This is a genomic window from Kitasatospora sp. NPDC033851 (assembly GCF_055576085.1).
On sequence record NZ_JBVIRL010000058.1, the window covers coordinates 1 to 21,148 of the forward strand.

Here is a 21,148-nt window from a genome sequence, read left to right on the forward strand (position 1 = left end):
CCATCCGCATATCGCATGCGAGACGGTCTACAGCGGCAGGTGACCGTCCGTCAGTAAAACGGCAGATCCATCACCCCAAAGAGCAGATGTCAGTAAGAACTGCTAGGACACGCCGGTGGCCGCTGTCCTCGGGGGGAAGGTCGAGCTTCACGAAAATGTTTCCGACGTGTTTGTGCACGGCCCGCTCGGTGACCACGAGGCGATCGGCGATCTCGGAGTTCCCGTATCCCTGGGCCATCATCGCGAGTACTTCGCGTCGCGCTCGGTGAGCCGCGACAGAGGGTTGCCGCGCGTCGCGAGCAGTTGCCGGACCACGTCGGGGTCCAGCGCCGTGCCGCCGGCCGCCACCCCGTGCAGCGCCTCAAGGAAGTCGTCGACGCGGGCGACTCGGTCCTTGAGCAGGTAGCCGACGCCGGTGCCATCGGCGAGTAGCTCTCGGGCGTAGGTGTCCTCGACGTACTGGGAGAGCACGAGGATCGGCAGTAGCCTGAGTTGGTCACCCGAGCCTGCGCTACCCGGCCGCGCCTGCCGCGACGACCTTCTCCGCGTCGGCGACGTGCCGGCTGACGCCCTGCGCGAACGTCGCCAGCTCCTGCGGGTGCGCCGCGATGTACTGCCGGTCGTAGGCGGCCTGGACGGCCACCGCGGTCCCCATGAAGTTGGTGGACCGCTTGCAGGCGTCATCGGCGGTCGCGGTGGCGAGCTCGGCCGCTGTGTGGCTGACGGACGCTCCGGGGCCCTGGGTCCGGTCGCGCCAGCGCGGGTCCATGTAGGCGTCCGCCGGGGTGGCGTAGGTGAAGCCGCGGTCCTTCATGCAGTTGCTCCACTGCCGGTCGGCGGCCACGACGCGAGGATCCGTCAAGGGCTCCTTCGGCCCGCCGGCGGGCAGGGCGGAGGGGGTGGAGTTCAGGAACACCGCTCCGCCGACGGCGGCCAGGCCCTCCTGGAGGCAGCCTCCCTTGGGGACGACCCGGCCCTGGAACTCCGTGACCGGGGTGCCGGTCGTGTCCCGCCCGGTGAGTACCTGCCGGGTGGCGGCGGAGGCCGGCTGCCCGGGGCCCGTGGCCACGACGGCGTCGTAGCCGGTGGTGGCGACGCGGTCGGGCGCGAAGTACCCGTAGAGCTGGGACCGGACGTCCCGGTCGGCGGGCTCGGCCCAAGCCGGGTCCGGACCGGGAGCCTCCGTGATGCCCAGCCGTCGCAGACAGTCGGCACTCGTCAGGTAGGCGGCCCGTTCCGCGGTCCGGGTCTGCGCCGCGGTGGGGAGGTAGACGTCGATCGGGCGCACCACCTGGCCGACACCGGTGATGGTGGGGATCTCGCCCAGTTGGGGGGGCGCCGGGCGGGTGCCGCCCGTGCCGCAGCCCGCGAGGGCCGCCAGCAGGGCGAGCGTCAGGGCCGAGGTGGTGGAGCGCTTCATTTCCGTCCTCCGGGAGCGGGCGCGGCGGAACGGCACCCGCCACGGGCGACCGCGGGTCGGTGGCGGGTGCCGGATTCACGGACCGGTGGGGCCGGGGATCACGTCCAGTTCGGGTTGTCGATCTCCAGCGCGTAGGTGATCACGCCGCCGAGGTAGCCGGTGGACTGACCGGGCTTCAGCTTGATGACGCCGCTGGAGTTGTAGAAGGCGGCCCAGTTCCACTGGGTCGACTCGTAGATGACGTGGTCGATCTGGCCGATCCCGAACAGGCTGCTGGTGTTCTTGTAGCCGATGGAGCCCGCGGCGCAGTAGTTTCCGTTGCCGCTGGTGGTCACCGTGAGCCCGTTGGTCGGGCAGCCCACTCCGCCGATGGCGTTCGCCGGTGCCGCCACGGCCACCCCGGCCAGGGCGAGGCCCGCGGTGGCGGTGAGGGTGAGGAGCTTCCTGCCGATCTGCATGGGGAATCCTTCGATCGAGGTATCGGGTACCGGGTGTCGAGGCGCCGGGGTGATCGCGGCCCATGAAGAGGATGGCTGTCGGGCGCAACGGCGGCGCGAGCTGTTCAGCCGCAGCCGAATAGCCGCGAAACCGCCCCGAAGTCGTACGGAACATGGCATGTCCGCCGCCGTCGGCTGCCGGCCCACCGGGGGGAGAGGGACGCTCGCATTGCGCTTCACCATGCACGACTTGGCCCGCGCCAGACTCACCGTCTCGGCCCTGGACCGGATCCTCGGCGACACGGCTGGGGCCGAACACCGGTGCGTCGGCGTCACGTTGGCGCGTGACCGCTGGTGGCGGGCGGGCGGGCGGGCGGTGCGCGGGCACGTGCCGCAGCAGGCCGCACCCTTCGTGGAACGCGTCAACGCCGGCACCGGAACCCTCCCGGCCCTCGGCGCCGTCGTCGAGGTGATTGTCACCTACCGCCACCGTCTGGTCCTGCGCACCGACGAGCACGTATGGCCTCCCTCGCCGCGCCCATCGGCAGCCAGCACTGGACCCCGGCCAACGATGCCTTCGACTGGCTCCGAGCCGCCGGCGGTGACCGGTGACCGGCGACCGGTGACCGACCAGCCTGAACAGCAGCCAGCCGCGAGCTGCAGGTCTTCCACCGCCGACGGCGGGCCCCGGACCGGGGCACCCAGCCCGCGCGGACGATCTTGACCGATGGTTTAGTACTCACCCGTGATAAGAACCGATCTCGGGAAGGGCGCAGGAGCAGTGTGCTGCGCCCTCCTGTCCGCGCTGCTGCTGTCCTCATGCTCCTCCGGCACCTCCACCGCGAACTCCCAAGCGACCCCTACACCCGCCACCACAACGGACCCAGCCACCACAACGACCACCACCACACCCGCGGTCAAGAGCAAGGCGATGAGCGGCGCACTGGCAGCCGCCGTGGCCCTCACCCCGGCCGAGTGGGGCACCGGCTTCAAGAGCAGCCCTGTCGGCGAGAACGCCAAACTCGTGGCCTACGGGCTCGACGCGTCGTGCCGGTACCAGTCCGTACCCCCGCCGCCCAGCCTGCGCGGCCAGATGACCAGAAACGTGGAACGCCCGCTCGAAGGCGATGCCACCACGACCGCGGTCGGCGGCAACACGACCGTGAGCGTCTTCACCACGCCCGCCGACGCCCGGAACTACCTTTCCACCAGCAGGACCGACGGCAAGCGTTGCCCGAAGAGCTTCGTTCTCAACGGCGGATCTGTCGCGACCGAGAACATCCACGAGGTCTCGCTCGAGGGTTTCTCTGCCCCCATCGACGAGCTCTACGCCGAGGAGGGGCAGACGACGGGGGGCAACTCGACCCACCCGGACCCCTACGTATATTTGGTCGCCACCAAGGGCACGGTGGTGCTCAGCGTCTTCGTCCAGAGCGAAAACGACGCGGAGACGATTGCCCAGAATGAAGCGCGCGCGGAGCAACTGCTCACCGTCCTGAACGCCAAGCTCATGAGGTATTAGGCGCTCTCTCCGATCACCAGATCGTCGCTCTGGTCGTGCCGTCGCCCGAGGCCACGCCGTCCCGCTGCGCACCGCCCGCTGGCCGAGGGCCCTCACCGGTGCCGCGTGACAGCGGCCGCAACGCCGCAGCCCGGGTGTTCAATGGGCCGGTCAGCGTCATGGCGAGGCAGGGAGACGGGGATGGGACGCAAGAAGGTGGGCAAGCCGCGCGGGTCCAGGGGAACGGTCGAGTACACCCTGCAGCAGTTGCAGCCGCCGGGCTACGACCAGTGGATGGCCCTGGCCCCCGACGCCTACGACAGGGCCATGCTGGACATGCGGCTCAGCCCGGAGACCGTCGCCATGACCCGGCGCCTGACCCGCCTGGCCCCGCTGTACGGGACGAAGATCCCGGTGCAGGCTTTGTGGCTGGACCTCGCCGTCGACCAGGGGGTGCTCCAGCTGCGCCGACCCGATGGCAGCGTCGGTCACCTGCCGGTCGCCGAGCTGGCCGGGATGATCGGTGGCCAGCGCGCGGCTGCGGACGTGCGCAGCGTTGTCCACGAGCTCCATGCCGCTGGCGGTGTCCTGGTCGAGCCCAGCGATCAGGAGGAGGTCGTGCTGAGGGTGGTCGTCGGCAAGCCGGCCAAGCCTGGCGACCCGTGGCTGTTCGGTGGGGACCTTGCCAGCGCGCTGGTGCCGAAGGTCTGCATCCCGGTGGCGCCGGGGAGCCTGCTGCCGGATGAGTTCGCCGCGCTCGCCTATCTGCGCGCTCACCTCGCCGAGGGCACCACCGGCACCGCGCACGAGTACGCCGGGTTCGAGGGCGTCGGTACCGCAGAGCGCGCCCAGGAGCTGTTCGACGCGGTTGCCCATCTCGTCGATGCCCGGGGCTGCCCGGCCTGCCCGACCGCGCACCTGTGCACCCGTGACCCGCAGGCTGAGCTGACGGCTTGACAGCGGCGGGCGGGGGCCCGGGACGACCCGGTCGGGGCGCGTCCTGGCCGACGGCAGCTGGTGGCCGCCCGCCGGGTAGGTAAGAAATTCTGACCTCCTGGCATGTTCGCGACCGAAAGATTGCAGGTCGCAGGCCTGTTCGCGGGCCTCGGGCGGGTCTAGCATTCCGGATCACGGCAGCCCCACCACCCCCTTGCCGGGCTGCTGAGCAGTCGGCCACGCCCCCGCGGTGGCCGGTGCCTTCCATGGCCGGGACCCCGGGGCGCCCCCGTCCCCGCGGTCCCAGCCGCCCGCTCGCGAGGCGATCCCGTCCGTGGTCGACGCGCCTTGACGGGGAACGGGCCTGGGCAGCGAGGCGGTGGCCCGTCAGAGGGGGATGATGCGGGTGAGGCGTACGACGTGGTTGTTCGGGTCGATGACGTATTCGCCGAGAAGGCCGAGCAAGAGGAGGCCGCCGCCCGCACCGCAGCCGCCACCAGCGGCCAGGCCCTCGCCCGCGCCTACAAAGCGCTCCGCGCCGGCGCCGTCCCGCTGCGCCCGACCCGCCAACCGATGACCCTCACCGGCGCCGCTTGACCAGGACCGCTCCACCACCCGCCCACCGCCCGCTACCGTCGATTCTGCGGCCCGCCGTTCCGGTGGCCGTCACCACCGAGGACCAGGTGACCACCCAGCCCGACCACTGGGACTCGGCCAGGTCGACCATCCTTCACGAGCTGCGCTTCGCGGTCAGCAGGTACGGCTTGCCTGGCGACTGCGGCCTGTTCGAGCGGGACCTTGCCGCCGCCATCGCCTCCCCGATCGGAGACCGGGCTGCCGTTGCCGAGGTGATTGCCACCTACTGCCACCGCTTTGGTCCTGCGCACCGACGAGCAGGCCATGGCCTCCCTGGCCGCGCCGATCGGCAGCCAGAGTGGCGCCGGGTCGGCGAGGGGTTCGTCCGGGCGTGCGTCGTCGGCCGGTGATCGGCTGGCCCGAGCGTGGCCCCGCGGGGTCTGCCCTTCACTGGTTCGTGAGGGCCGTCCGGCGGGCCCGGGGCGGGTAGTCTCGGCTGGGTAGGAGAGGAGTGTTGCCTGAGTCAGCCCGTGCACGACGGGCTCGAGCTGATCCCCCGGCCCGAGCAGAGTCCGGCCGCGCTCAAGGCCGCCTTGGCCGTCGTGGCCGCGGACCGCCTCCCGGAGATGATCGACGGGCAGACGAGGGCCATGGCCGGGGCCATCACCACCGGTAGCGTCCAGCCGATCCGCTCGTTCGTCGCGCACTGGGCCGCCATGGTCGAGATCGAGCGGCACCCGGCCACCGCCCAGGCCTACCACCGGGCGAACTACCTCGCGAACCGCGCCGCGACCGTCGCCGAGTGCCGCGAGCACGCCACCACCGTCGCCGAGCTCTACCGCGCCGCCTACGCGGCGGTGAACGCGTGACCTGAGCTGGGAGTACCTGTCCAGCGAGCAGCACGTCACCGCCGGAGCCCCGGCCCGAGTTCCTCACCGCCGTCGAAGAGCGGGCCGCCGAGCTTGTCCGGGCCGCCGAGGCGCTCTACTTGGATGGCACTACCAGGGCAGCGGTGAGCCCATGCGCTACCTCGACGTCGCCGGCGGCCTGCTCGCCTACTACGTCGTCTCGCGCCTGGAACTCGTGGTCGTCTGCCAGGTCGCACCGCCGCCGACGCCGTGACCCCCGGGCACCGTCAGGCCGGGCCGAGCCCACGCACTCGCCGCTTTGACCATCCAGCTCACAGGTGGGGTCGTTCCTCCTGTCGAGCACGAGTTGAGGCAGCCTCGGCACAGTCGATGGTGTACCCCGGATCGTTGTTACCTGGTCCAGGGCATCGCCGTCGACCCGGTGGGCCGGTACCAGGTGATGCCCCACTCCGCGCCCCAGTCCTTGCCGGTCCAGTCGTAGGCGGGTGTCCAGAGTGGTCGGACCGGTTGAGGTCCCCACTCTTGCGGGTCCGGGCGCACCAGCAACTCATCCGCGTGGGCGTAGCCGCCGGTGAGTGCGGTCGCCACGAACTCCGCGAAGCCGCCGTCGAAACGGGCGAGCGCGCCGTCGTTGAAGTCGCAGAAGACGGCCACCGGCCACTGCTCTGGGTCCGGGCCGGTGGTCAGCCAGCAGCAGTGGTTGTGGTTGCTGTTCATGCCCCAGGGCAGTAGCCCGCCCGGGTCTGGAAAGACAGGGATGTGCTCCTGGTCCCAGAACTCATCCTCACCCTCGACCTGCTGCCGGAACTCGGTATCGGTCTCGAAGCGCCACCCCGCCAGGCCGCCCGGAGAGCCGGCTGCGTGGGAGGGCCTCGTCGGTGATCGCACGCCCCACTCGCCGTTCAGGTTCACCGCACCGTACAAGTCGACGAACGCCCGGTAGTCCGATGGCAGCTGGACCCCGAGCTCGGCCGGTGCCAACTCCCAGGGCACCCGCGCCGGGGTGTACACGGCCTCGCCCATGATTGCCCGGAGCCGGTCCCACGCCTCGGTCATCGCCCAGCCCTCTCCGGCCGTCAGCCTGTCAGAGGCTGCACTTTAGGCCACGGCTCTGGCAGGCCATTGACCTGACCGGAAGAACACGGGCGCCGGTGACTGCCCCGGGACTCCGGCCGCGCTGCGCCGGGGCGACCGGAGCCGAGACGCGCACCGTGGGCGATTCCCCGCACCGCCGGCTGAGCGACTTTCCGGGTGCCGGTGGCGCCGTGCGTCGCCAAGGCTGCCGGGATCCGGATGCAGTCCAGTGTCAGGTGTGGGTGTGGGGGACGGGTTCGCCGGTGAGGGTGTCGGTGAGGGCCCGGGTTCCGAGGGGCTGGTGCAGGACGACGGTGAGTTCGGCGATGCCGCCGTCCTCGCATCCGATGTCCGGGCCGGAGGCATCGCGGCGCCTGAGCAGCAGTCTGACCTGGTCGGCGGTCTCCAGTGCCACGAGGTCGGGCTTGTAGTCGCAGCCGCTCCAGGAGACTTCCATGGAGAGCGTGCGGTCGTCCGCCGCCACGGTGGTGTTCCTCGTGGAGGGGTCGGCGAGCTCGATGCGGCGCAGGACCGAGGCGTCACTCCGCTTGAACGGGAGCGGGTATGCAGGATCGTGCTCCCTCATGTCGCACGCCCAGGTCGTGACCGCGATCAGTCCCGCCGCGGCTAACCAGCGCCCCTTGCGCATCACCAGTTCCCCTCCCCCTTTCCCGCCGTGTCTTGGATCAGGGTAGGCCTGCCGGGCAGCGGCGCTCCGGGCAGGGGTAGTGGGTGGCGTCGACGGCGGCGCCGACGAGCTGGAGGATCGGGTGGCCCCACGTGGTGGCGGCGATCAGCACACCGAACACGACGGCGGTGAAGACGGGAGTCCTTTGAATACCCGCCTCGCTCTTCCCCCGTGGGGCTGGGGCGGATCTACGTGCAGGGTCCCTAGTCTGACGACCCCCTGGGACTTTGGCCCATCGCCAGGGCCGAGGTGTGCGTCGAGTGCGATGCTCCGGAACTGTGGAGGCCGTCCCGGGAGGTGGTCGAAGGGCCGAACTGGCGCGGCGACTGTCGGCCCGGGGCCGGGTTCACCGCTGCCGGCCTGGGGCTCGCTGTCGGTGGGCGGTGCAGAATTCCGATCATGAAGCGGATGCTCACCCTGCCGATGGCCATGCCCTCATCGCTGGCCATCACCCACGGCCTCGACCCGGCGGCCGGCGGGTGGGCCCCGCAGCACGCCGCGGCCACGCCGGACGGCGACACCTATGTGGTCTCCACCGTATGGCGCCCCTGGCGCGGCACGGGCGATCCGGCCGACCCCCTCCACATGCAGCTCAACCTCCGCTTCATCACCCGCTACACCCCGGACGGAACGCCCGTCGCCACCGCCGTGTTCGGAGGCCCCCGGCCGGACGGCACCCCGTCATCGATCATTCCGGACGGCAGCGGTGACACCCTGGCCGTCCTCCCCGACGGGACGGTCGCGCTCGCTCTGCGACCGGGCAGCACCCACCTGTTCTCGGCCGACCTGAGCCAGGTCCTGGCCACGTTCCCGATGCCCTGGGGCCACGAGGAGGAGAAGGAGAGGATGGGCGATCCCTTCGCCGCGTCGATCGCCGTCACACCCTCCGGTCGGCTGCTCTGCACGACCTCGGAGTACGGCCTCAAGTGGGCCGGCGCGACCACCAACATCGTCGCCGTCTCCGATCCCGGCGCCGCGCTCGCGCCCGGCTCCAAGCCCACCCTGCGGGCCATCGCGAGCCTTCACGCGAACACCGACCGCCAGACCGACGCTGATCAGCACCCCCACGTCGTCTTCGGCGGAGTCCCGGTGTGCCGGGACAACCGCCCCTCGCCCACTCTGACCGACGTCCTGACGGACTTCACCGGCAGCTCCGGCACCTTCTACGGCTACGCGGACTGCAAAGTGACCCGGCCCTCCGCCCTCGGCGACGACCTCTTCGTGGTCCCGGTTTTCGGCCGCACTTTCCGGTCGGGAAGCCGTGGCCAGGAGTTCAGCTTTGCGATCCTCGACGACCAGGGCACGCTGCGCGGCCGCCTGGAGGGCCTGCACCGCTACGACGACAGCCCCTTCACCGGCCTCGATTACACAGTCGTCGCCGACCCGCACCGCGGGCGGGCCTTCCACCTCAACCGCTACGGGTTGTTCGCCTGGAGCGCCGACGGCCAGCTGCGCTCCCGGATCTCCACCGCTGCCAAGCCCTTCACGGCCCTGAAGCAATTCGAGCTGCTGGAGTGCACCCCGGCCGGCGAGATCCTCCTCCTCCACCGCAAGCAACGCCTGCTGCTCCGCGTCCCCGTGCCGCAGGACTTCGACACCCTGCCCGCCGCCGTCGAGGCCGCTCTCAAGGCCTTCGGGACCGGGCGCCTCGCGCTGAAGAAGCAGCACGCGCCGGTCAACTGGTGCTGGCTGGACACCGCCGGGCAGGTAGTCCACCTCTGAGGGCGCGAGCCCGCCCGTCCGCGCGTGCTTCCAGGAAGGCAGGCGCGGTGCTGGCTGCCTTCCCTGCTGACGAACCGACATGACCGACGGGCCCCTTCGGTGACCATGACCGTTGCCTGCACCTTGAGCCCCGGCCCGACGCGCAGGCGTTCGCCGACCGGCTGAGCGAGCGGGTGAACCGACGCGTCGACGGGCTCGGAGAGTCCGCCAGCATGATCGACTTCGCGTTCAGCACCGCCCTCCTCGCGCTCCAGGCCCACTGCGTGGCCGACCCGGAAGGGGCCCGGCTGGGGACGTGGAAGGCCACGGTCACGGCCATGAAGCTCGGCTCGGCGCTGTTCGCCGTGACCGGCGCGCGCGCGGGTCGTCTACGCTGGGCGCCGGATGCATCACGCGACTGGCGTGCCGGAGGGGGCTGAGGGAATGCCAGGGACAACAGGGCCCAAGGGGTTCGGGGTTAACCCGCAGGATCTGCGCGACGCGGACACTGCCGCGCGGGCGGTGGCGGCGGGCATGCGGCAGGACCTGACGCAGGACTTCGGGCAGATGCCGGACCTAGGCATGCCGAACTGGCTCTTCGCGAGCCCGGCCAAGGCGGCCGTCCAGGACCTGAGCAGCCACGTCGAGCGCGTCACCACCAACATGCTGGAACACGCCGCTGGCATTCTGAGCACCATCGCGAGCTCCTACGAGACCACGGACGCGAACGCGGCCGCCTCGCTCGGCACGCCGGCTCCGGGGGGCCAGGGCTGATGGCCTACTACTGGGGGATGCTCAAAACGGCCGATCTCGGCGGCCTGAGGGCGATGACGAACGCCGTGTCCACCTTCGAGGGCCACTTCAAGACGCGGATCACGCAGTGGCAGACGGTTCAGCGGAACCTGGCCTCGTCCAGCTGGCACGGGCACGCCTCAGACGCGACCGACGGCGCCCTTCAGGAGCGTGCCAACCAGCTGTTCCTGGTTGACCGGGTGATCGAGGACCTGCGCGTGGTCCTGACGGACGCCCTCGACACCCTCCTGCTCTTGCAGGCCCGGCAGAAGACGCTCGTCGACGGCGCGGCCGCCGACGGTCTGCGGATCGTCGACGGTGACGAGAACGTCGCACCCGCGGTGGAGATCCTGCCGCCCGGCAAGGGTGATGAGGCCGCGCGGCACGACCCCGAATGGGTCAAAGCCATGGAAGCCGCCCGCGACAAGCTCGCGAAGGAGGTCGGCGACCTGTCCGGCGAGGTGAAAACCATGGACGACACCGTCACCGCAGCGCTCGGCAGGCTCGACACCACCTACCAGAGCACCGGGGACTTCACCCCGGAACGGGTCGCCGACGTCCAGAAGGACATCGACTTCCTCGACAAGGAGACGAACTTCAAATTCGGGGCGCCCCCCGGGAGTTCCTCTGGGAACCGACAGTGGTGGGACTCGCTGCCCGAATCAACGCGCCAGCAACTCCTGCACGACCACCCCGGCCAGATCGGGGCCCTGGACGGCCTGCCCTCCCAGACACGGGACCAGGCCAACCGGGCATGGCTGCCCCAGCTCCGTGAGCAGATCGCACAGGATGCCGCCTCCGCGACCCAGTCGGAGGTGCAGAAGGCGGCGCAGGCAAACCTGGCCGGCCTCGACGCACTCCAGAAGCAGATCGACACCCCCACCGTTCCGCCACAGCTCCTGCTCGACGTCGAGAATGCACGGACACAGAACACCGCGCCACGTGCCGTCATCGCCTACGGCAACCCGGACACCGCCACCAACATCGCCGCCTACGTCCCGCCGAACCCCTCACCGGCAACCCTCGCCACCGACGCCGCCACCGCACGCCGCCTGGCTGCCGACGCGGGCAAGGCCGACCCCTCCAAGCAGTCAGCGGCCATCGTCTTCACGAACATCGGTGACCCCGCAGACCCGTCGGCGGCCCGCTACGCCCTCGGAGGTCCACTGCGCGATGGCCAGACCGCGGGCACGTACAAGGGCCTGCTGGACGCGCACCAGGGCGGAAACCCCATCCTGACCGAGATCGCTGCCCGCCCGGAACAGGAAGGCCACGACGGCGGGTTCCTCATCGCCCGAACCCCCCTCAGCAACACCGCAGCCCATGGGTGGAGCTTCCAGCCGGGCGACATCGTGGCCAGCACCGCAGGCGCCCCCGACAGCCTGGCCTCCCACCACACCCTCGTCGACGCGATCGTCGGTCGCAGGTAACAGGACGAATGCAGGTTGAAGGGCAGGCGGGCGCGGCCGCCGGCCGGCGCCTGGCCGACGGCCCGCCACGCTGCATCCTGGGGTCTTCGCGTCCACGCCGATCAGCCCGCGGCGCGCGAGCTGCCCGGCCGGACGGCCAGGGGGTGTAGGGCTTCGGCCTAGCCGAGTGGCACGCGGGCGGCGGTCTCCCACTCGTACATCTGCCGGTCTCGGCCGAGGACGATAAGTTCGGCGGAGGTGATGCGGGCGGTGGCAAGGTAGGTGGTGACATCGGCGAGGGCATCGGCGGCGAGCCCGGCGGGGCTGTCGGCGCTGGAGTAGGCGACGGAGACGTGGGGCCGGAAGCCGTCCGGCGGCTCGGGGACCCCGGGCCACACGTCCGCGATGGCGGCGCGGATGGCGGCTCGGACGGCATGGACGGCATGGACGGGCTCGGCCGGGGTGACGGTGAGGAGCAGGGCCTCGGCGCTGACGATCGCGGGCCCCAACACCAGCTCGAAGGCCGGGACTTGCGAGAGGTGATGGGTGGCGGCGTCGGCGATCGCGCGCGCGTCGGCCTCGCTCACCTCGGTGGTGGAGCCGAGTCCCTGCATGGTGAGGTGAAGCCAGCGGTCCGGGACGAGGTCGAGGCTGGGGACGCCGGCCAGGGCGTGGCGGTAGTCGGCGGCGAGGCGGTGGACGTCGTCGGCGCCGTCGAAGGTCAGGTGCCAGGTGTACCAGCGGGTGCCCTGGTGCCACCCGGGGCGCCACCACCAGTGGTCGGCCATGTGCGCGGGAGTCTCATGCATCATGGTCACCGATCCAAGCACCGGTCGGGGCGGCGAGGGAGAGGGCGATTCTGGCCTCGCGGACGGCGGTCTGGCAGTGCTGCAGCTGGGTGACGGTGCCGGGCGCCTGGCGTCGGATACCCGCAGCGTGAGCACCACCTCGCTACTCCGGCGCGGTGGCGTTCGGCGAGCGGGGCGAGGCCAGGGACCGCTTCGGCGGCGGTCAGGTAGACCTCGGCGAGGGAGTCGATGGCGATCCGGTGGGCGGCGAGGTTGTGAACGCTGTTTGACGCTGACCACTGACCACCTTTAGGCGAGGCTGCCTGAGATCCAGCGCCGTGTATCACGTCTCAGCCCCGACCGCAGAGACGGTCGGGGGCTGGCGCAGCAGGTCGCGCGGGCAAGCTCAGAGGTTGGCGTGCTGCAGAAGCCTCCGGACGATGCTGCTGATGATCAGCATCCGGAAGCGTGCCTCGTCCGCACTGGACCGCCCGGGGTGCGCTCCCTCCGGGTGTGAGATGTCCCAAGCCCCCTGCAGGCCAGGGCCTGGAGGCGTGGCTGCGCGACCTGAGGGCCGCCGCCGAGCGCTGCCGCTCGGCGGCGGCCCTGACCCGTGCACCCGCACCGCCGGTCCCGCCGCGCGCGAGTGCGCAGGCCAGGAGCGGGGCCGGTGGCGCGCGGCGGGACCGGCGACCACGAGAACGGTGCGGTCAGTCGCTCACCGCACGAAGACGTACCGAGCCCGCGGTACAGAGAGGGCGAAACTCCATCATGGATCTCGGCGCGCGCTGGAAGCTGCACGGGGACGGGCGCACACCCGCGCCGGGGGCGGTCGCCCGCCCCCGACGAACGGCTCTCCTGGCCCGCACGGCAGGGCTGGGTGCCCAGCACGTGGTGGCCATGTTCGGCGCGATCTTCGTCGCTCCCGCATGACGAGAGCGATGCATGCGGGAGCGCGAAGTCACCTGGAAGTCAGATGAGTTGAGACCTCACTGGCCGCCAGTGACGATCAAGTCCCCCTCGGCAGAGACCCGTTGCAGGTCAGGCGCCGGCGGCGATCTGTCCGTAGTCGGTCCAGCTGCCGTGGCCGTCGCCGCCGTCATTGCGGAAGGCGTTGACGACACCACCGGCGCCCGTGACCAGGTAGTCGGCCCGACCATCACCGGTGATGTCGGCGAGGACCACGGCATTCTGGTCACTGGTCAGACCGATGGCGATCTGCCCGTAGTTGATCCAACCGCCGTGGCCGTCCCCGCCGTTGTTGAGGTAGGTGACGACGGAACCGTTGGGGTTGATGGCGCTGTAATCAGCGCGGCCGTCGCCGTCGATGTCGGCGAGGCGGACACGGCTGATGTCGCCGGTCAGGCCCGTGGCGATCTGACCGTAGTCGCTCCAGCCGCCACCGGTGTCACCACCACGGTTGAGGAAGGTGTGGACAGCGCCGTTGTAGTCGATCATGTTGTAGTCGGCGCGGCCGTCACCGTCGATGTCGGCGAAGCGCACGCGGCTCGCGTCGGTGGTCACACCCGTGGCGACCTGACCGATGTCCTGCCAACCGCCGTGCCCGTCACCGCCCTTGTTGAGGAACACCCGCACCGAACCATCCGGATTGACGAGGATGTAATCGGCGCGGCCATCACCGTCGAAGTCCGCGAAATGCACCCGGCTCGCGTCGGTGGTCAGACCCGTGGCGACCTGGCCGAAGTCCTGCCAACCGCCGTGCCCGTCAGTGCCCTGGTTCAGGTACACGTGCACCGGACCGTCCGGGTTGACGATCACGTAGTCCGCACGGCCGTCACCATCGAAGTCAGCCCACCGCACCCGACCCGTCCCCGCCTCCGTACCCGCCCGCGGTGCGGGCGGGCGCTGTGCGAGTCCGTCGCCGACGGCCTGGTCCAGCCCGTTGGAGAAGACGTCGCCCATCCGCACGTACCCGGTGTCGCTCGGGTGTAGGCGGTCGGCCATCTCGCCGCCCGACAGTGCCGGCGGCTCCAGGTATCGGAACTTCTTGCCGGCCAGCTTTCCGAACTGCAGCGCCTTGATGTCGGTGTTGAAGGTCCGCACGCCGTCCTGGAGACCCGATGTGGTGGGGATCAGCCCCTGCGCGAGGACCGTGACGCCCGGCCGGTCGGCGAGGATGCGCTCCGCGAGGTCCGTGAAGGCGTTCGCGGCGCGGGTGGCGGCCTGCTGCTTGTCGGGATCGGGGTCGCGGTCGAGGTCGTTGATGCCGATGTGGAGCAGGACGACGTCGGGCGTGGCCGCGGACAGCCAGCCGTCGATGCCGGCGCGGATGTCGCTGATCCGGTATCCGCTGTGGCCCTCGTTGTCCGGATCGGGGACGTTGCCCCAGTGGCCCGAGCCGACGAAGTCGACCTTGTAGCGGGACTGGGCTGCGATGTCGTTCCACAGTTGGAGGCGGTAGCCCGCAGCGGTGGAACTACCCACGCCGGCCGTGATGGAGTCGCCCAGCGGCATCACCCGGAGCACCGGGGACGGCGGCGCCGCGGCCTGCGAGGCCGGGGCGGTGGCGAGGTGGCCGGCAAGGACGGCGGCGGTGGCGAGGCCGCCGAGTATGACACGTTTCAAAGGAAGGTACCCCCGTAGTTGTGGTGAACGGTGAATAGCTGCCGGCTCAGGCGCCGGCGGCGATCTGTCCGTAGTCGGTCCAGCTGCCGTGGCCGTCGCCGCCGTCATTGCGGAAGGCGTTGACGACACCACCGGCGCCCGTGACCAGGTAGTCGGCCCGACCATCACCGGTGATGTCGGCGAGGACCACGGCATTCTGGTCACTGGTCAGACCGATGGCGATCTGCCCGTAGTTGATCCAACCGCCGTGGCCGTCCCCGCCGTTGTTGAGGTAGGTGACGACGGAACCGTTGGGGTTGATGGCGCTGTAATCAGCGCGGCCGTCGCCGTCGATGTCGGCGAGGCGGACACGGCTGATGTCGCCGGTCAGGCCCGTGGCGATCTGACCGTAGTCGCTCCAGCCGCCACCGGTGTCACCACCACGGTTGAGGAAGGTGTGGACAGCGCCGTTGTAGTCGATCATGTTGTAGTCGGCGCGGCCGTCACCGTCGATGTCGGCGAAGCGCACGCGGCTCGCGTCGGTGGTCACACCCGTGGCGACCTGACCGATGTCCTGCCAACCGCCGTGCCCGTCACCGCCCTTGTTGAGGAACACCCGCACCGAACCATCCGGATTGACGAGGATGTAATCGGCGCGGCCATCACCGTCGAAGTCCGCGAAATGCACCCGGCTCGCGTCGGTGGTCAGACCCGTGGCGACCTGGCCGAAGTCCTGCCAACCGCCGTGCCCGTCAGTGCCCTGGTTCAGGTACACGTGCACCGGACCGTCCGGGTTGACGATCACGTAGTCCGCACGGCCGTCACCATCGAAGTCAGCCCACCGCACCCGACCCGTCCCCGCCTCCGTGCCAGCCCGGGACGATCGGGTACCGCCCACGAGTTCTGCGTGCGCAATGCCGCTCTCGGGCGGCATGAACATGCCACCAGGGACGCCGGCACTGCTCGCCTGATACCTGACTCCTGCGATCTCCGGAAGGTAGACGCGCGGGGTCTCGCAGTAGCTGGCCAGGGCGCAGCTGCCGCCCTTGCCGTCAAATCCGTTCTTTCCGCTGTCGCCTGACAGTGAGATACTCGGGACGAGCGCGGTCCTCGCCAGGACGCACCTGATGGCGCCGTACGCGTAGATCTGCCCACCGCTACGACCTATCACCACACTGTTGTGGCAGTCGCTGTTGTTGATCATGTCCTTGAACGGCATGCCGTAGGCGCTGGTATCCGCAGCCGCCACGGCGCTGGAGGCGAAGATTGCCGCCACCGCTCCGGCCGCCACGAAAGCGGCCTTCCAGCTTTTCCTCATTGCGTCTCCCCGTAGTGAATGAGAAATGTGTCCGGAGCGTTCGACCGCTGGTCGTTCCATAGAAATCGGCCGAACGCATGCCATTCCGCCGGCAAAGAATCCAGCGAACCGGCGCCGCGACACGTCACGTCCGTCCGCCCGCCCGCTGATCGGCAGGTAGAGCGAGAGAAGGAGCAACTACTCCGCCGGGATGCCCCAGCGTGCACGGATTGGCAGAATCGGCTTCCCCCGTGTCGCGACGCCGAGAGCATCCCACCCAACATGTAGATACGGTAAGCGGTTTGAGTGAGATTTGAGGTTCTCTCGCAGAGAAGTCGCGATGCGATACGCAGCCCAAAGTGTTGCGTCCGGACCCCGAAGGTTGCACGTTCGTTACTCCATCGCTGCCTAGGGCCGGCTCGCGCCACTCGGCTGCGAAAGCCGAACGTAGGAGGTCGAGCGTGGCCTCATCGGGACGGTGATCACGTGTGGTTGTCACGGAAGCATGCGCGGCCGGGGAGACCGAGAACCGGGTGACGCATCCGGAGCCCTACCGGACCTTCGTCGCGGCGATCAACAACGGCAGCAGCCTTGGTCCCCCGGAGGATGGCGGTCTTCAGCCGCTGGGGTGGCTGCCGGACGTTTGGCCGGGCACGGGTCCGCGGCGCCCAGGAGAGCCGTTCCCGCTAGCCTCCGCCTTTCAGTTGGGTCCTGCTGAGCTGGGTTGATGGCGTCGGTGAGGGGTCGTGGGCGTTTGCGGCTGTGCGGGCATGCCGAGGGCCCGACGCGGCGGCCGCGTGTCTCCAAGGTCCTCGGATCGTGGGTGGGCAGCGCCGGGGTGCCGGTTCAGGTGACGGGCCGAGGACGGGCCTGCAGTCGGGCGAAGGCTGTCGCGAGGTCGTGGCGCCAGGGCCGGATGGCGGCGATCCGCAGGTGCAGGCGGCGGGCGCCGCGGGTGATGCGGGCGCCGGCGTGGAGAAGCCGGTAGCGGAGCTTCTTCGGTTCGGCGGTGGACAACTCGCCGTCCAGCGGGATGGTTTGGGTCCAGGCGAGCAGGTCGATGGCGGCCAGGGACAGCTCCAGCCAAGCGGCGTTGATCTGGGAAGCGATCGGGGCGGGCATCCGGCGTACACGACCCGCTGGGTACGGGCAGGTCCTCGACGCGGCGAATCGCCCCGACCGGTATCGGGCCGGGACCTCCTGCCCCGACGATCAGCACGGCCGCGGAGGGGGCCGTCTGGCCCTCACCCCCGAACGGCTCGGCAACCCGGTAAGCCGACGATCGCCGGGCTCGAGCCGAGGCCGAGGACGGCCACCCCACCACGGCGGCGGAAGTACTGGCCCCCGTCCGCCCCTGGCCAACCCCGTCTCGCCGAAGGCCCGGCCGCCGACCGCATTCCCGGCGAACCCCCGACCACACGGCCAGTCAGTTACCCGTGCTGTACTACGTGACCGTCCTTCGTGCACACCGTGCATCACCTCCGGAGTCCCCACTCGATGAGCGTCACCTGCCCGACATGCCGCGCGGCGGACGAAACCGTCGCCGTACACAAAGCCCTGCTGGACTCCGACCGGCCCCTCAGCCCGCCGACGCGGGAGTTGCTGTCGATGCCGCCCGAACCCGGTGGCTCGACCGGGGCCGCGATCACCCTCTTCGTGTTGGCGGGCCTCTTCGGCCTGCTGGGACTGCGCACGCTGTTCTCCGACGACGGCGGCGGCTCCGACGCCGCCTACCGGATCGGCTACCAGTACGGCCCGTTCCTCACCACCGCGATCCTGCTGGGGATCGGGCTCGCCCTCCAAGCCGACCACCGAAGCCGTCGCGGTGACACGGCTGGCCAGTGGCCGCACACCTACGAACAGTGGCTGCAACTGCAGGGGGTTTGGCGGGAGACCTGGCTGTGCCGACGCTGCAGCGTCGCCTTCCTCCCCACCGCCTCGCCCGCGGTACCCGTAGGACAGTTCCCGCAGTGGGTGGCGACCATCGCTCGCAGGGACGATCGCCCCGGAACCCCGACCACCCCGAACTGACCACCGATCGCTCCGACCCGGCACGGACGGCATACACACGGGGCCCGTGCCGCGAAGTAAGTGTCGGCGACGGTTGTAATGAGGACCACGGTCAGCGGAGCCCGCCGACTCCCGCACGCTCCCTGAACCTTGTCGCAGACAGCCCCGGTGACGAGACATCGCCCGTGGTTCGGCCGAGGCCAACCCGGCACGGTGTCTCATGGCGAGCATGACCTCGAGCTGCGGTGTCGCTGCTGGTGTTGCGGGTCAGGCAGGCGAGCATGGAGATGACGGCGCACCAGGCAAGGTGGATCTCGGCGGGGAGCCGGGAACCGCTCGAACCAGTGGCAGTTCCGGCGGGCGCGCATGCGGGCTCTACGAGAGGGCCCGTTGTCGCCACTGACGCGTGGCACGATGGCTCAAGCTCTTTGACAAGACAGATCACGCACCGACGGGCGTGCCCACTCAGCGGAACAGCAAGAAGTAAAGGGCCAGCAAAGCCGCCCCATCGCCCCAGGTCAGGAAGTGTCCTCCCCGCACCTGCGGGGGTCAGCCCCCGGACGGCGCGCTGCGCCGCCACGCCCGGGCGTCCTCCCCTCACCCGCGGGGGTCAGTCGCGTCAGGAGGTGCTTCCCCCTCCTCCTCCGGACCAGGCAGATCTTGACCCACAGCGACGCGAGACCGGCGACCGCAACCGCCGAGCCCGGCGTCTCCACGGGCTCACGCAGGAGGGGTGGCCGAACGCTCTGGTCTCTCGCGCAAGACTGTTGGCGCCCTAGATATAAAACTGCCGGACGTTGGTGACACATGGATCTCCGGCTACGACGGACTCCTGCCATGCCCCCTTCACCGCAACAGCAGCAGGACCGCCAGGCCCAGCGACGCCTGGCGGTCCTGCGACACCGCAGAGGAGGTCACCGGGAACGTCTCGCTGACCTGCCGGGAGTCGTGCCCTATGCGCTCGGCGGGTTCAGCGGCGGCGGGTTGGACGGCCTCAGCGCCGGGGCTGAGGTCCGCCGATTCCCGGGGTTTCCGCTCGGCTGCCGCTGACCGTCGTCGCTCATGCTCTCCTCCGTCTCCTCTGCCGCCGACTCCTCGTCCAGCAGCAGTCCTGTCGGCGCGAGCCGGGGCTGGCCGGGGTGGCGAGTCTCCCGCCCCCGCGCGGCCCACGAGTCCCGCGGCGTTCGGTCTCGCGCAGGCCGGTCCTTCTTCTCCACCGCGTCCTCCTCGTCGTGCTGTGAGCTCACCATCGTGGCGCCGGCCGAGCACCTGCGTTGGCCGTTCAGTCGGGCTCGTCACCCTCACGGGGCGTTGGGTCAGGACATCCAACGTGGTCGGTGATCCAGTCCGTGAGAGACGTGCGGATTTCGTCGAAACGCCCCCGCCCGTATTCGCCGCAGGCGCGGCAGTACCCACCAGCCTGACCTGGTTCCGAGTCCAGCGCGGGGATCCCACCGGCCATGCTCACCTGGCGGTCCCGGCGCCGGGGCAGCGGCACCCGACGTGGTCGGTGATCCAGTCGTAGATGCCGGTGAGCTGTCCGTCGTACGTGCCGAGGCCGTAGTCCCGGCAGTCCCGGCAGACACCACACACCCGCTCGTCGGGCGCCGGCTCGTCCTGCTCACTCACTGTTCCTCCGTCGAGTCGGTGGGGCACGCGGCGGCGCACGCCACGACGGCCCAACCGAGCGGAGCGGAGCGCTCGCCGGTGGGCGTGTAGACGTGGCCGGCCGGCACCAACTCGCCGCCTCGGCGGCGGCAGCGGATGCAGGCCTCGGCCTGCAGCTGGGCGCGCGTCGGCGGTGGCTGATGCGTTGTCACGGGCACAGCATCGGCAGGGTTTGGGACCGCCACCAGGGCCACGGTGAGTACCCACCGTGAAGCCACCGTGGCCGATACGCTCGTGACCCCACCGACTCCTCGGAGGCCACCGTGTCCGCGCCGGAATCGCTGCCCGCCCACCTGCTCGCCGACGCCACCTTCGCTGCCGCCTGCGCGGACAGACAGATCGGGCCGGTCTTCCAGGCCGTCCGCCGTGCTGGCATCGGCGCCGCCCAGATCGCTCGCCGAACCAGCCTCTCCACCAGTCGCGTCACCGAGATCATGAACGGCGGGCGGGACGTTTCGAGCATGGAGGTGATCGAGCGGATCGCTGACGGCCTTCGCATCCCTGGCAGGATGCTCGGCCTCGCCGACCGGCAGTGGGAGACCCCGGCCCTCCCCACCAGCTACGAGCCCGCCGCCGTCCCCGAGGCCTGGGAGGTGCTCGACATGCTGACCCACTCGACGGCCGGCAACGCGACCCTGAGCCGCCTGGAACAGGTGGTTACCGAGATCGCCTTCCGGTACCCGTCCACCCCGCCGGCCGAGTCGCTGCGGGCCCTGTACCGGCAGCTGGCTGGTGTGCACGCGATGCTCGGGCGCCCCCAAGCCGTCGACGCGCGCCGCCGCGGGGTACGGATACTGGCCGTCCTCTCTGGGCTCCTCGGGCTCGCCAGCCACGACCTCGGCCAGCGGGCCGCGGCCGACGGCTACTTCGCCGTCGGAACGACCGCAGCCACCGAAGGCGAGGCCGAAGACCTGGCTGCGTGGGTACTGACCATGCACTCCATCGCCGAGTACACCGCCGGGCGAAGCGGTGCTGCCGCCGAGTTGCTGCGGCAGGCGGTCGGGCGGGCGCAGGCTGCGGCGCCTCGGCGGCGTGCGTGGGTGGCGGCGAACTTCGCTCGAGCGCTTGCGGCCCGCGGCGACCGGGAAGGGGCGCGGGTGGCCATCGAGCAGGCGATGCAACTGCTCAGCGCCGCGGGCGAGCCGGTCGGCGGCCTCGACTTCTTCACCGGCCCCAGGCTCGACGGCATCGCCGGCGAGACGTATTCTCACCTCGGCGAGCGCGACGCCGCCGCTGTCCTGCTGGAGACGGCCATGAGTCGCCGAGACCCCGCAGACATCAAGGGCCGCGGGCTGATCGCGCTGGACTTGGCAGAGGTGCGCCTTAGGGCGTCCGCCAGTAGGTGCCGAGCTAATCGGTAGTAGCAGGGCAGGCACGGTTCGCCCGATCATGGAGTTCTCTACGCTTCATGATCACC

Annotated in this window: 21 protein-coding genes and 3 pseudogenes; 12 read left to right on the top strand and 12 right to left on the bottom strand. The window is 70.4% G+C overall.

The window, feature by feature from the left end; all coding sequences use genetic code 11:
* Nucleotides 1–70 precede the first annotated feature (70 nt).
* The 3 genes and pseudogenes from ACZ51D_RS42140 to ACZ51D_RS42150 form a co-directional block, all read right to left on the bottom strand.
* Nucleotides 71–483 (bottom strand): annotated as a pseudogene (locus ACZ51D_RS42140) (LuxR C-terminal-related transcriptional regulator); the annotation flags it as partial.
* Between the two features lie 28 nt (nucleotides 484–511).
* Nucleotides 512–1,420: a hypothetical protein gene (locus ACZ51D_RS42145; protein ID WP_465665609.1), complete on the bottom strand. Its 909-nt coding sequence runs from the start codon at nucleotides 1,418–1,420 to the stop codon at nucleotides 512–514.
* A 98-nt stretch (nucleotides 1,421–1,518) separates the two neighbouring features.
* Entirely contained in the window at nucleotides 1,519–1,878 is a 360-nt protein-coding gene (locus ACZ51D_RS42150; protein WP_360210602.1) for a hypothetical protein, read from the bottom strand.
* Nucleotides 1,879–2,788: 910 nt separating this feature from the next.
* Here ACZ51D_RS42150 and ACZ51D_RS42155 point away from each other — a divergent pair.
* The 5 genes from ACZ51D_RS42155 (at nucleotide 2,789) to ACZ51D_RS42175 (ending at nucleotide 5,739) form a co-directional block, all read left to right on the top strand.
* A complete protein-coding gene (locus ACZ51D_RS42155; protein ID WP_465665611.1) occupies nucleotides 2,789–3,379 on the top strand; it encodes a hypothetical protein in 591 nt (196 codons plus the stop codon).
* Nucleotides 3,380–3,559: 180 nt separating this feature from the next.
* The gene (locus ACZ51D_RS42160; RefSeq protein WP_465665613.1) at nucleotides 3,560–4,315 is read left to right on the top strand and encodes a hypothetical protein; all 756 of its coding nucleotides are present in this window, start codon (nucleotides 3,560–3,562) and stop codon (nucleotides 4,313–4,315) included.
* A gap of 399 nt (nucleotides 4,316–4,714) precedes the next feature.
* On the top strand, nucleotides 4,715–4,891 hold the full coding sequence (locus tag ACZ51D_RS42165; RefSeq protein WP_465665615.1) for a hypothetical protein: 177 nt from the start codon (nucleotides 4,715–4,717) through the stop codon (nucleotides 4,889–4,891).
* Nucleotides 4,892–4,977: 86 nt separating this feature from the next.
* Nucleotides 4,978–5,280 carry a hypothetical protein gene (locus ACZ51D_RS42170; protein ID WP_465626545.1) on the top strand — a complete coding sequence of 101 codons (303 nt, stop codon included), beginning with the start codon at nucleotides 4,978–4,980 and terminating at the stop codon, nucleotides 5,278–5,280.
* 120 nt (nucleotides 5,281–5,400) lie between these two features.
* The gene (locus ACZ51D_RS42175) at nucleotides 5,401–5,739 is read left to right on the top strand and encodes a hypothetical protein (protein WP_465665617.1); all 339 of its coding nucleotides are present in this window, start codon (nucleotides 5,401–5,403) and stop codon (nucleotides 5,737–5,739) included.
* Nucleotides 5,740–6,129: 390 nt separating this feature from the next.
* On the opposite strand, the gene ACZ51D_RS42180 is transcribed toward ACZ51D_RS42175, so the two are convergent.
* From ACZ51D_RS42180 to ACZ51D_RS42190, 3 genes are all read right to left on the bottom strand, one after another.
* Nucleotides 6,130–6,795 carry an SMI1/KNR4 family protein gene (locus tag ACZ51D_RS42180; RefSeq protein WP_465665619.1) on the bottom strand — a complete coding sequence of 222 codons (666 nt, stop codon included), beginning with the start codon at nucleotides 6,793–6,795 and terminating at the stop codon, nucleotides 6,130–6,132.
* 250 nt (nucleotides 6,796–7,045) lie between these two features.
* A complete protein-coding gene (locus ACZ51D_RS42185; RefSeq protein ID WP_465626551.1) occupies nucleotides 7,046–7,399 on the bottom strand; it encodes a hypothetical protein in 354 nt (117 codons plus the stop codon).
* A gap of 100 nt (nucleotides 7,400–7,499) precedes the next feature.
* The gene (locus ACZ51D_RS42190) at nucleotides 7,500–7,622 is read right to left on the bottom strand and encodes a hypothetical protein (protein WP_465626553.1); all 123 of its coding nucleotides are present in this window, start codon (nucleotides 7,620–7,622) and stop codon (nucleotides 7,500–7,502) included.
* Nucleotides 7,623–7,900: 278 nt separating this feature from the next.
* Here ACZ51D_RS42190 and ACZ51D_RS42195 point away from each other — a divergent pair, with 278 nt between their 5' ends.
* From ACZ51D_RS42195 to ACZ51D_RS42210, 4 genes are all read left to right on the top strand, one after another.
* Nucleotides 7,901–9,223 carry a hypothetical protein gene (locus tag ACZ51D_RS42195; RefSeq protein WP_465665620.1) on the top strand — a complete coding sequence of 441 codons (1,323 nt, stop codon included), beginning with the start codon at nucleotides 7,901–7,903 and terminating at the stop codon, nucleotides 9,221–9,223.
* A 212-nt stretch (nucleotides 9,224–9,435) separates the two neighbouring features.
* On the top strand, nucleotides 9,436–9,642 hold the full coding sequence (locus tag ACZ51D_RS42200) for a hypothetical protein (protein ID WP_465665622.1): 207 nt from the start codon (nucleotides 9,436–9,438) through the stop codon (nucleotides 9,640–9,642).
* Between the two features lie 4 nt (nucleotides 9,643–9,646).
* Nucleotides 9,647–9,976, top strand: a complete 330-nt coding sequence (locus ACZ51D_RS42205; RefSeq protein WP_465626563.1) for a hypothetical protein — start codon at nucleotides 9,647–9,649, stop codon at nucleotides 9,974–9,976.
* Nucleotides 9,977–10,029: 53 nt separating this feature from the next.
* Nucleotides 10,030–11,424 (top strand): hypothetical protein, encoded by a 1,395-nt coding sequence (locus tag ACZ51D_RS42210; RefSeq protein WP_465626565.1) that lies wholly within the window; start codon nucleotides 10,030–10,032, stop codon nucleotides 11,422–11,424.
* A gap of 158 nt (nucleotides 11,425–11,582) precedes the next feature.
* On the opposite strand, the gene ACZ51D_RS42215 is transcribed toward ACZ51D_RS42210, so the two are convergent.
* Nucleotides 11,583–12,215 carry a 2'-5' RNA ligase family protein gene (locus ACZ51D_RS42215; RefSeq protein WP_465665624.1) on the bottom strand — a complete coding sequence of 211 codons (633 nt, stop codon included), beginning with the start codon at nucleotides 12,213–12,215 and terminating at the stop codon, nucleotides 11,583–11,585.
* A 747-nt stretch (nucleotides 12,216–12,962) separates the two neighbouring features.
* Between ACZ51D_RS42215 and ACZ51D_RS42220 the strand changes: the two are divergent.
* Nucleotides 12,963–13,118, top strand: a pseudogene (locus ACZ51D_RS42220) (nitrate reductase); the annotation flags it as partial.
* Between the two features lie 114 nt (nucleotides 13,119–13,232).
* Here the strand turns inward: ACZ51D_RS42220 and ACZ51D_RS42225 are convergent.
* The 3 genes and pseudogenes from ACZ51D_RS42225 to ACZ51D_RS42235 all read right to left on the bottom strand — a co-directional run.
* Nucleotides 13,233–14,777, bottom strand: coding sequence for an FG-GAP-like repeat-containing protein (locus ACZ51D_RS42225; RefSeq protein WP_465626569.1), 1,545 nt, complete (start codon nucleotides 14,775–14,777; stop codon nucleotides 13,233–13,235).
* A 46-nt stretch (nucleotides 14,778–14,823) separates the two neighbouring features.
* Nucleotides 14,824–16,074, bottom strand: a complete 1,251-nt coding sequence (locus ACZ51D_RS42230; protein WP_465626571.1) for an FG-GAP-like repeat-containing protein — start codon at nucleotides 16,072–16,074, stop codon at nucleotides 14,824–14,826.
* 825 nt (nucleotides 16,075–16,899) lie between these two features.
* Nucleotides 16,900–17,178 (bottom strand): annotated as a pseudogene (locus tag ACZ51D_RS42235) (transposase); the annotation flags it as partial.
* A 372-nt stretch (nucleotides 17,179–17,550) separates the two neighbouring features.
* Between ACZ51D_RS42235 and ACZ51D_RS42240 the strand changes: the two are divergent.
* Nucleotides 17,551–18,084 (top strand): hypothetical protein, encoded by a 534-nt coding sequence (locus ACZ51D_RS42240; protein ID WP_465626573.1) that lies wholly within the window; start codon nucleotides 17,551–17,553, stop codon nucleotides 18,082–18,084.
* 1,443 nt (nucleotides 18,085–19,527) lie between these two features.
* Here ACZ51D_RS42240 and ACZ51D_RS42245 read toward each other — a convergent pair.
* A complete protein-coding gene (locus ACZ51D_RS42245) occupies nucleotides 19,528–19,692 on the bottom strand; it encodes a hypothetical protein (RefSeq protein ID WP_465626575.1) in 165 nt (54 codons plus the stop codon).
* Nucleotides 19,689–19,883 carry a hypothetical protein gene (locus tag ACZ51D_RS42250; protein WP_465626577.1) on the bottom strand — a complete coding sequence of 65 codons (195 nt, stop codon included), beginning with the start codon at nucleotides 19,881–19,883 and terminating at the stop codon, nucleotides 19,689–19,691. The genes ACZ51D_RS42245 and ACZ51D_RS42250 overlap by 4 nt, the downstream gene beginning before the upstream one ends.
* A 111-nt stretch (nucleotides 19,884–19,994) precedes the next feature.
* On the opposite strand from ACZ51D_RS42250, the gene ACZ51D_RS42255 reads away from it, so the two are divergent.
* Nucleotides 19,995–21,092: a helix-turn-helix domain-containing protein gene (locus ACZ51D_RS42255; RefSeq protein WP_465665627.1), complete on the top strand. Its 1,098-nt coding sequence runs from the start codon at nucleotides 19,995–19,997 to the stop codon at nucleotides 21,090–21,092.
* The last annotated feature ends 56 nt before the right edge of the window (nucleotides 21,093–21,148 follow it).

What these genes read in the sequence shown, in the direction of transcription:
- ACZ51D_RS42210 (WP_465626565.1), top strand. Translation starts at nt 10,030, where the DNA reads ATGACGAACGCCGTGTCCACCTTCGAGGGCCACTTCAAGACGCGGATC.
- ACZ51D_RS42185 (WP_465626551.1), bottom strand. Translation starts at nt 7,399, where the DNA reads ATGAGGGAGCACGATCCTGCATACCCGCTCCCGTTCAAGCGGAGTGAC.
- ACZ51D_RS42205 (WP_465626563.1), top strand. Translation starts at nt 9,647, where the DNA reads ATGCCAGGGACAACAGGGCCCAAGGGGTTCGGGGTTAACCCGCAGGAT.
- ACZ51D_RS42230 (WP_465626571.1), bottom strand. Translation starts at nt 16,074, where the DNA reads ATGAGGAAAAGCTGGAAGGCCGCTTTCGTGGCGGCCGGAGCGGTGGCG.
- ACZ51D_RS42215 (WP_465665624.1), bottom strand. Translation starts at nt 12,215, where the DNA reads ATGATGCATGAGACTCCCGCGCACATGGCCGACCACTGGTGGTGGCGC.
- ACZ51D_RS42155 (WP_465665611.1), top strand. Translation starts at nt 2,789, where the DNA reads ATGAGCGGCGCACTGGCAGCCGCCGTGGCCCTCACCCCGGCCGAGTGG.
- ACZ51D_RS42195 (WP_465665620.1), top strand. Translation starts at nt 7,901, where the DNA reads ATGAAGCGGATGCTCACCCTGCCGATGGCCATGCCCTCATCGCTGGCC.
- ACZ51D_RS42240 (WP_465626573.1), top strand. Translation starts at nt 17,551, where the DNA reads ATGAGCGTCACCTGCCCGACATGCCGCGCGGCGGACGAAACCGTCGCC.
- ACZ51D_RS42160 (WP_465665613.1), top strand. Translation starts at nt 3,560, where the DNA reads ATGGGACGCAAGAAGGTGGGCAAGCCGCGCGGGTCCAGGGGAACGGTC.
- ACZ51D_RS42180 (WP_465665619.1), bottom strand. Translation starts at nt 6,795, where the DNA reads ATGACCGAGGCGTGGGACCGGCTCCGGGCAATCATGGGCGAGGCCGTG.
- ACZ51D_RS42145 (WP_465665609.1), bottom strand. Translation starts at nt 1,420, where the DNA reads ATGAAGCGCTCCACCACCTCGGCCCTGACGCTCGCCCTGCTGGCGGCC.
- ACZ51D_RS42150 (WP_360210602.1), bottom strand. Translation starts at nt 1,878, where the DNA reads ATGCAGATCGGCAGGAAGCTCCTCACCCTCACCGCCACCGCGGGCCTC.
- ACZ51D_RS42200 (WP_465665622.1), top strand. Translation starts at nt 9,436, where the DNA reads ATGATCGACTTCGCGTTCAGCACCGCCCTCCTCGCGCTCCAGGCCCAC.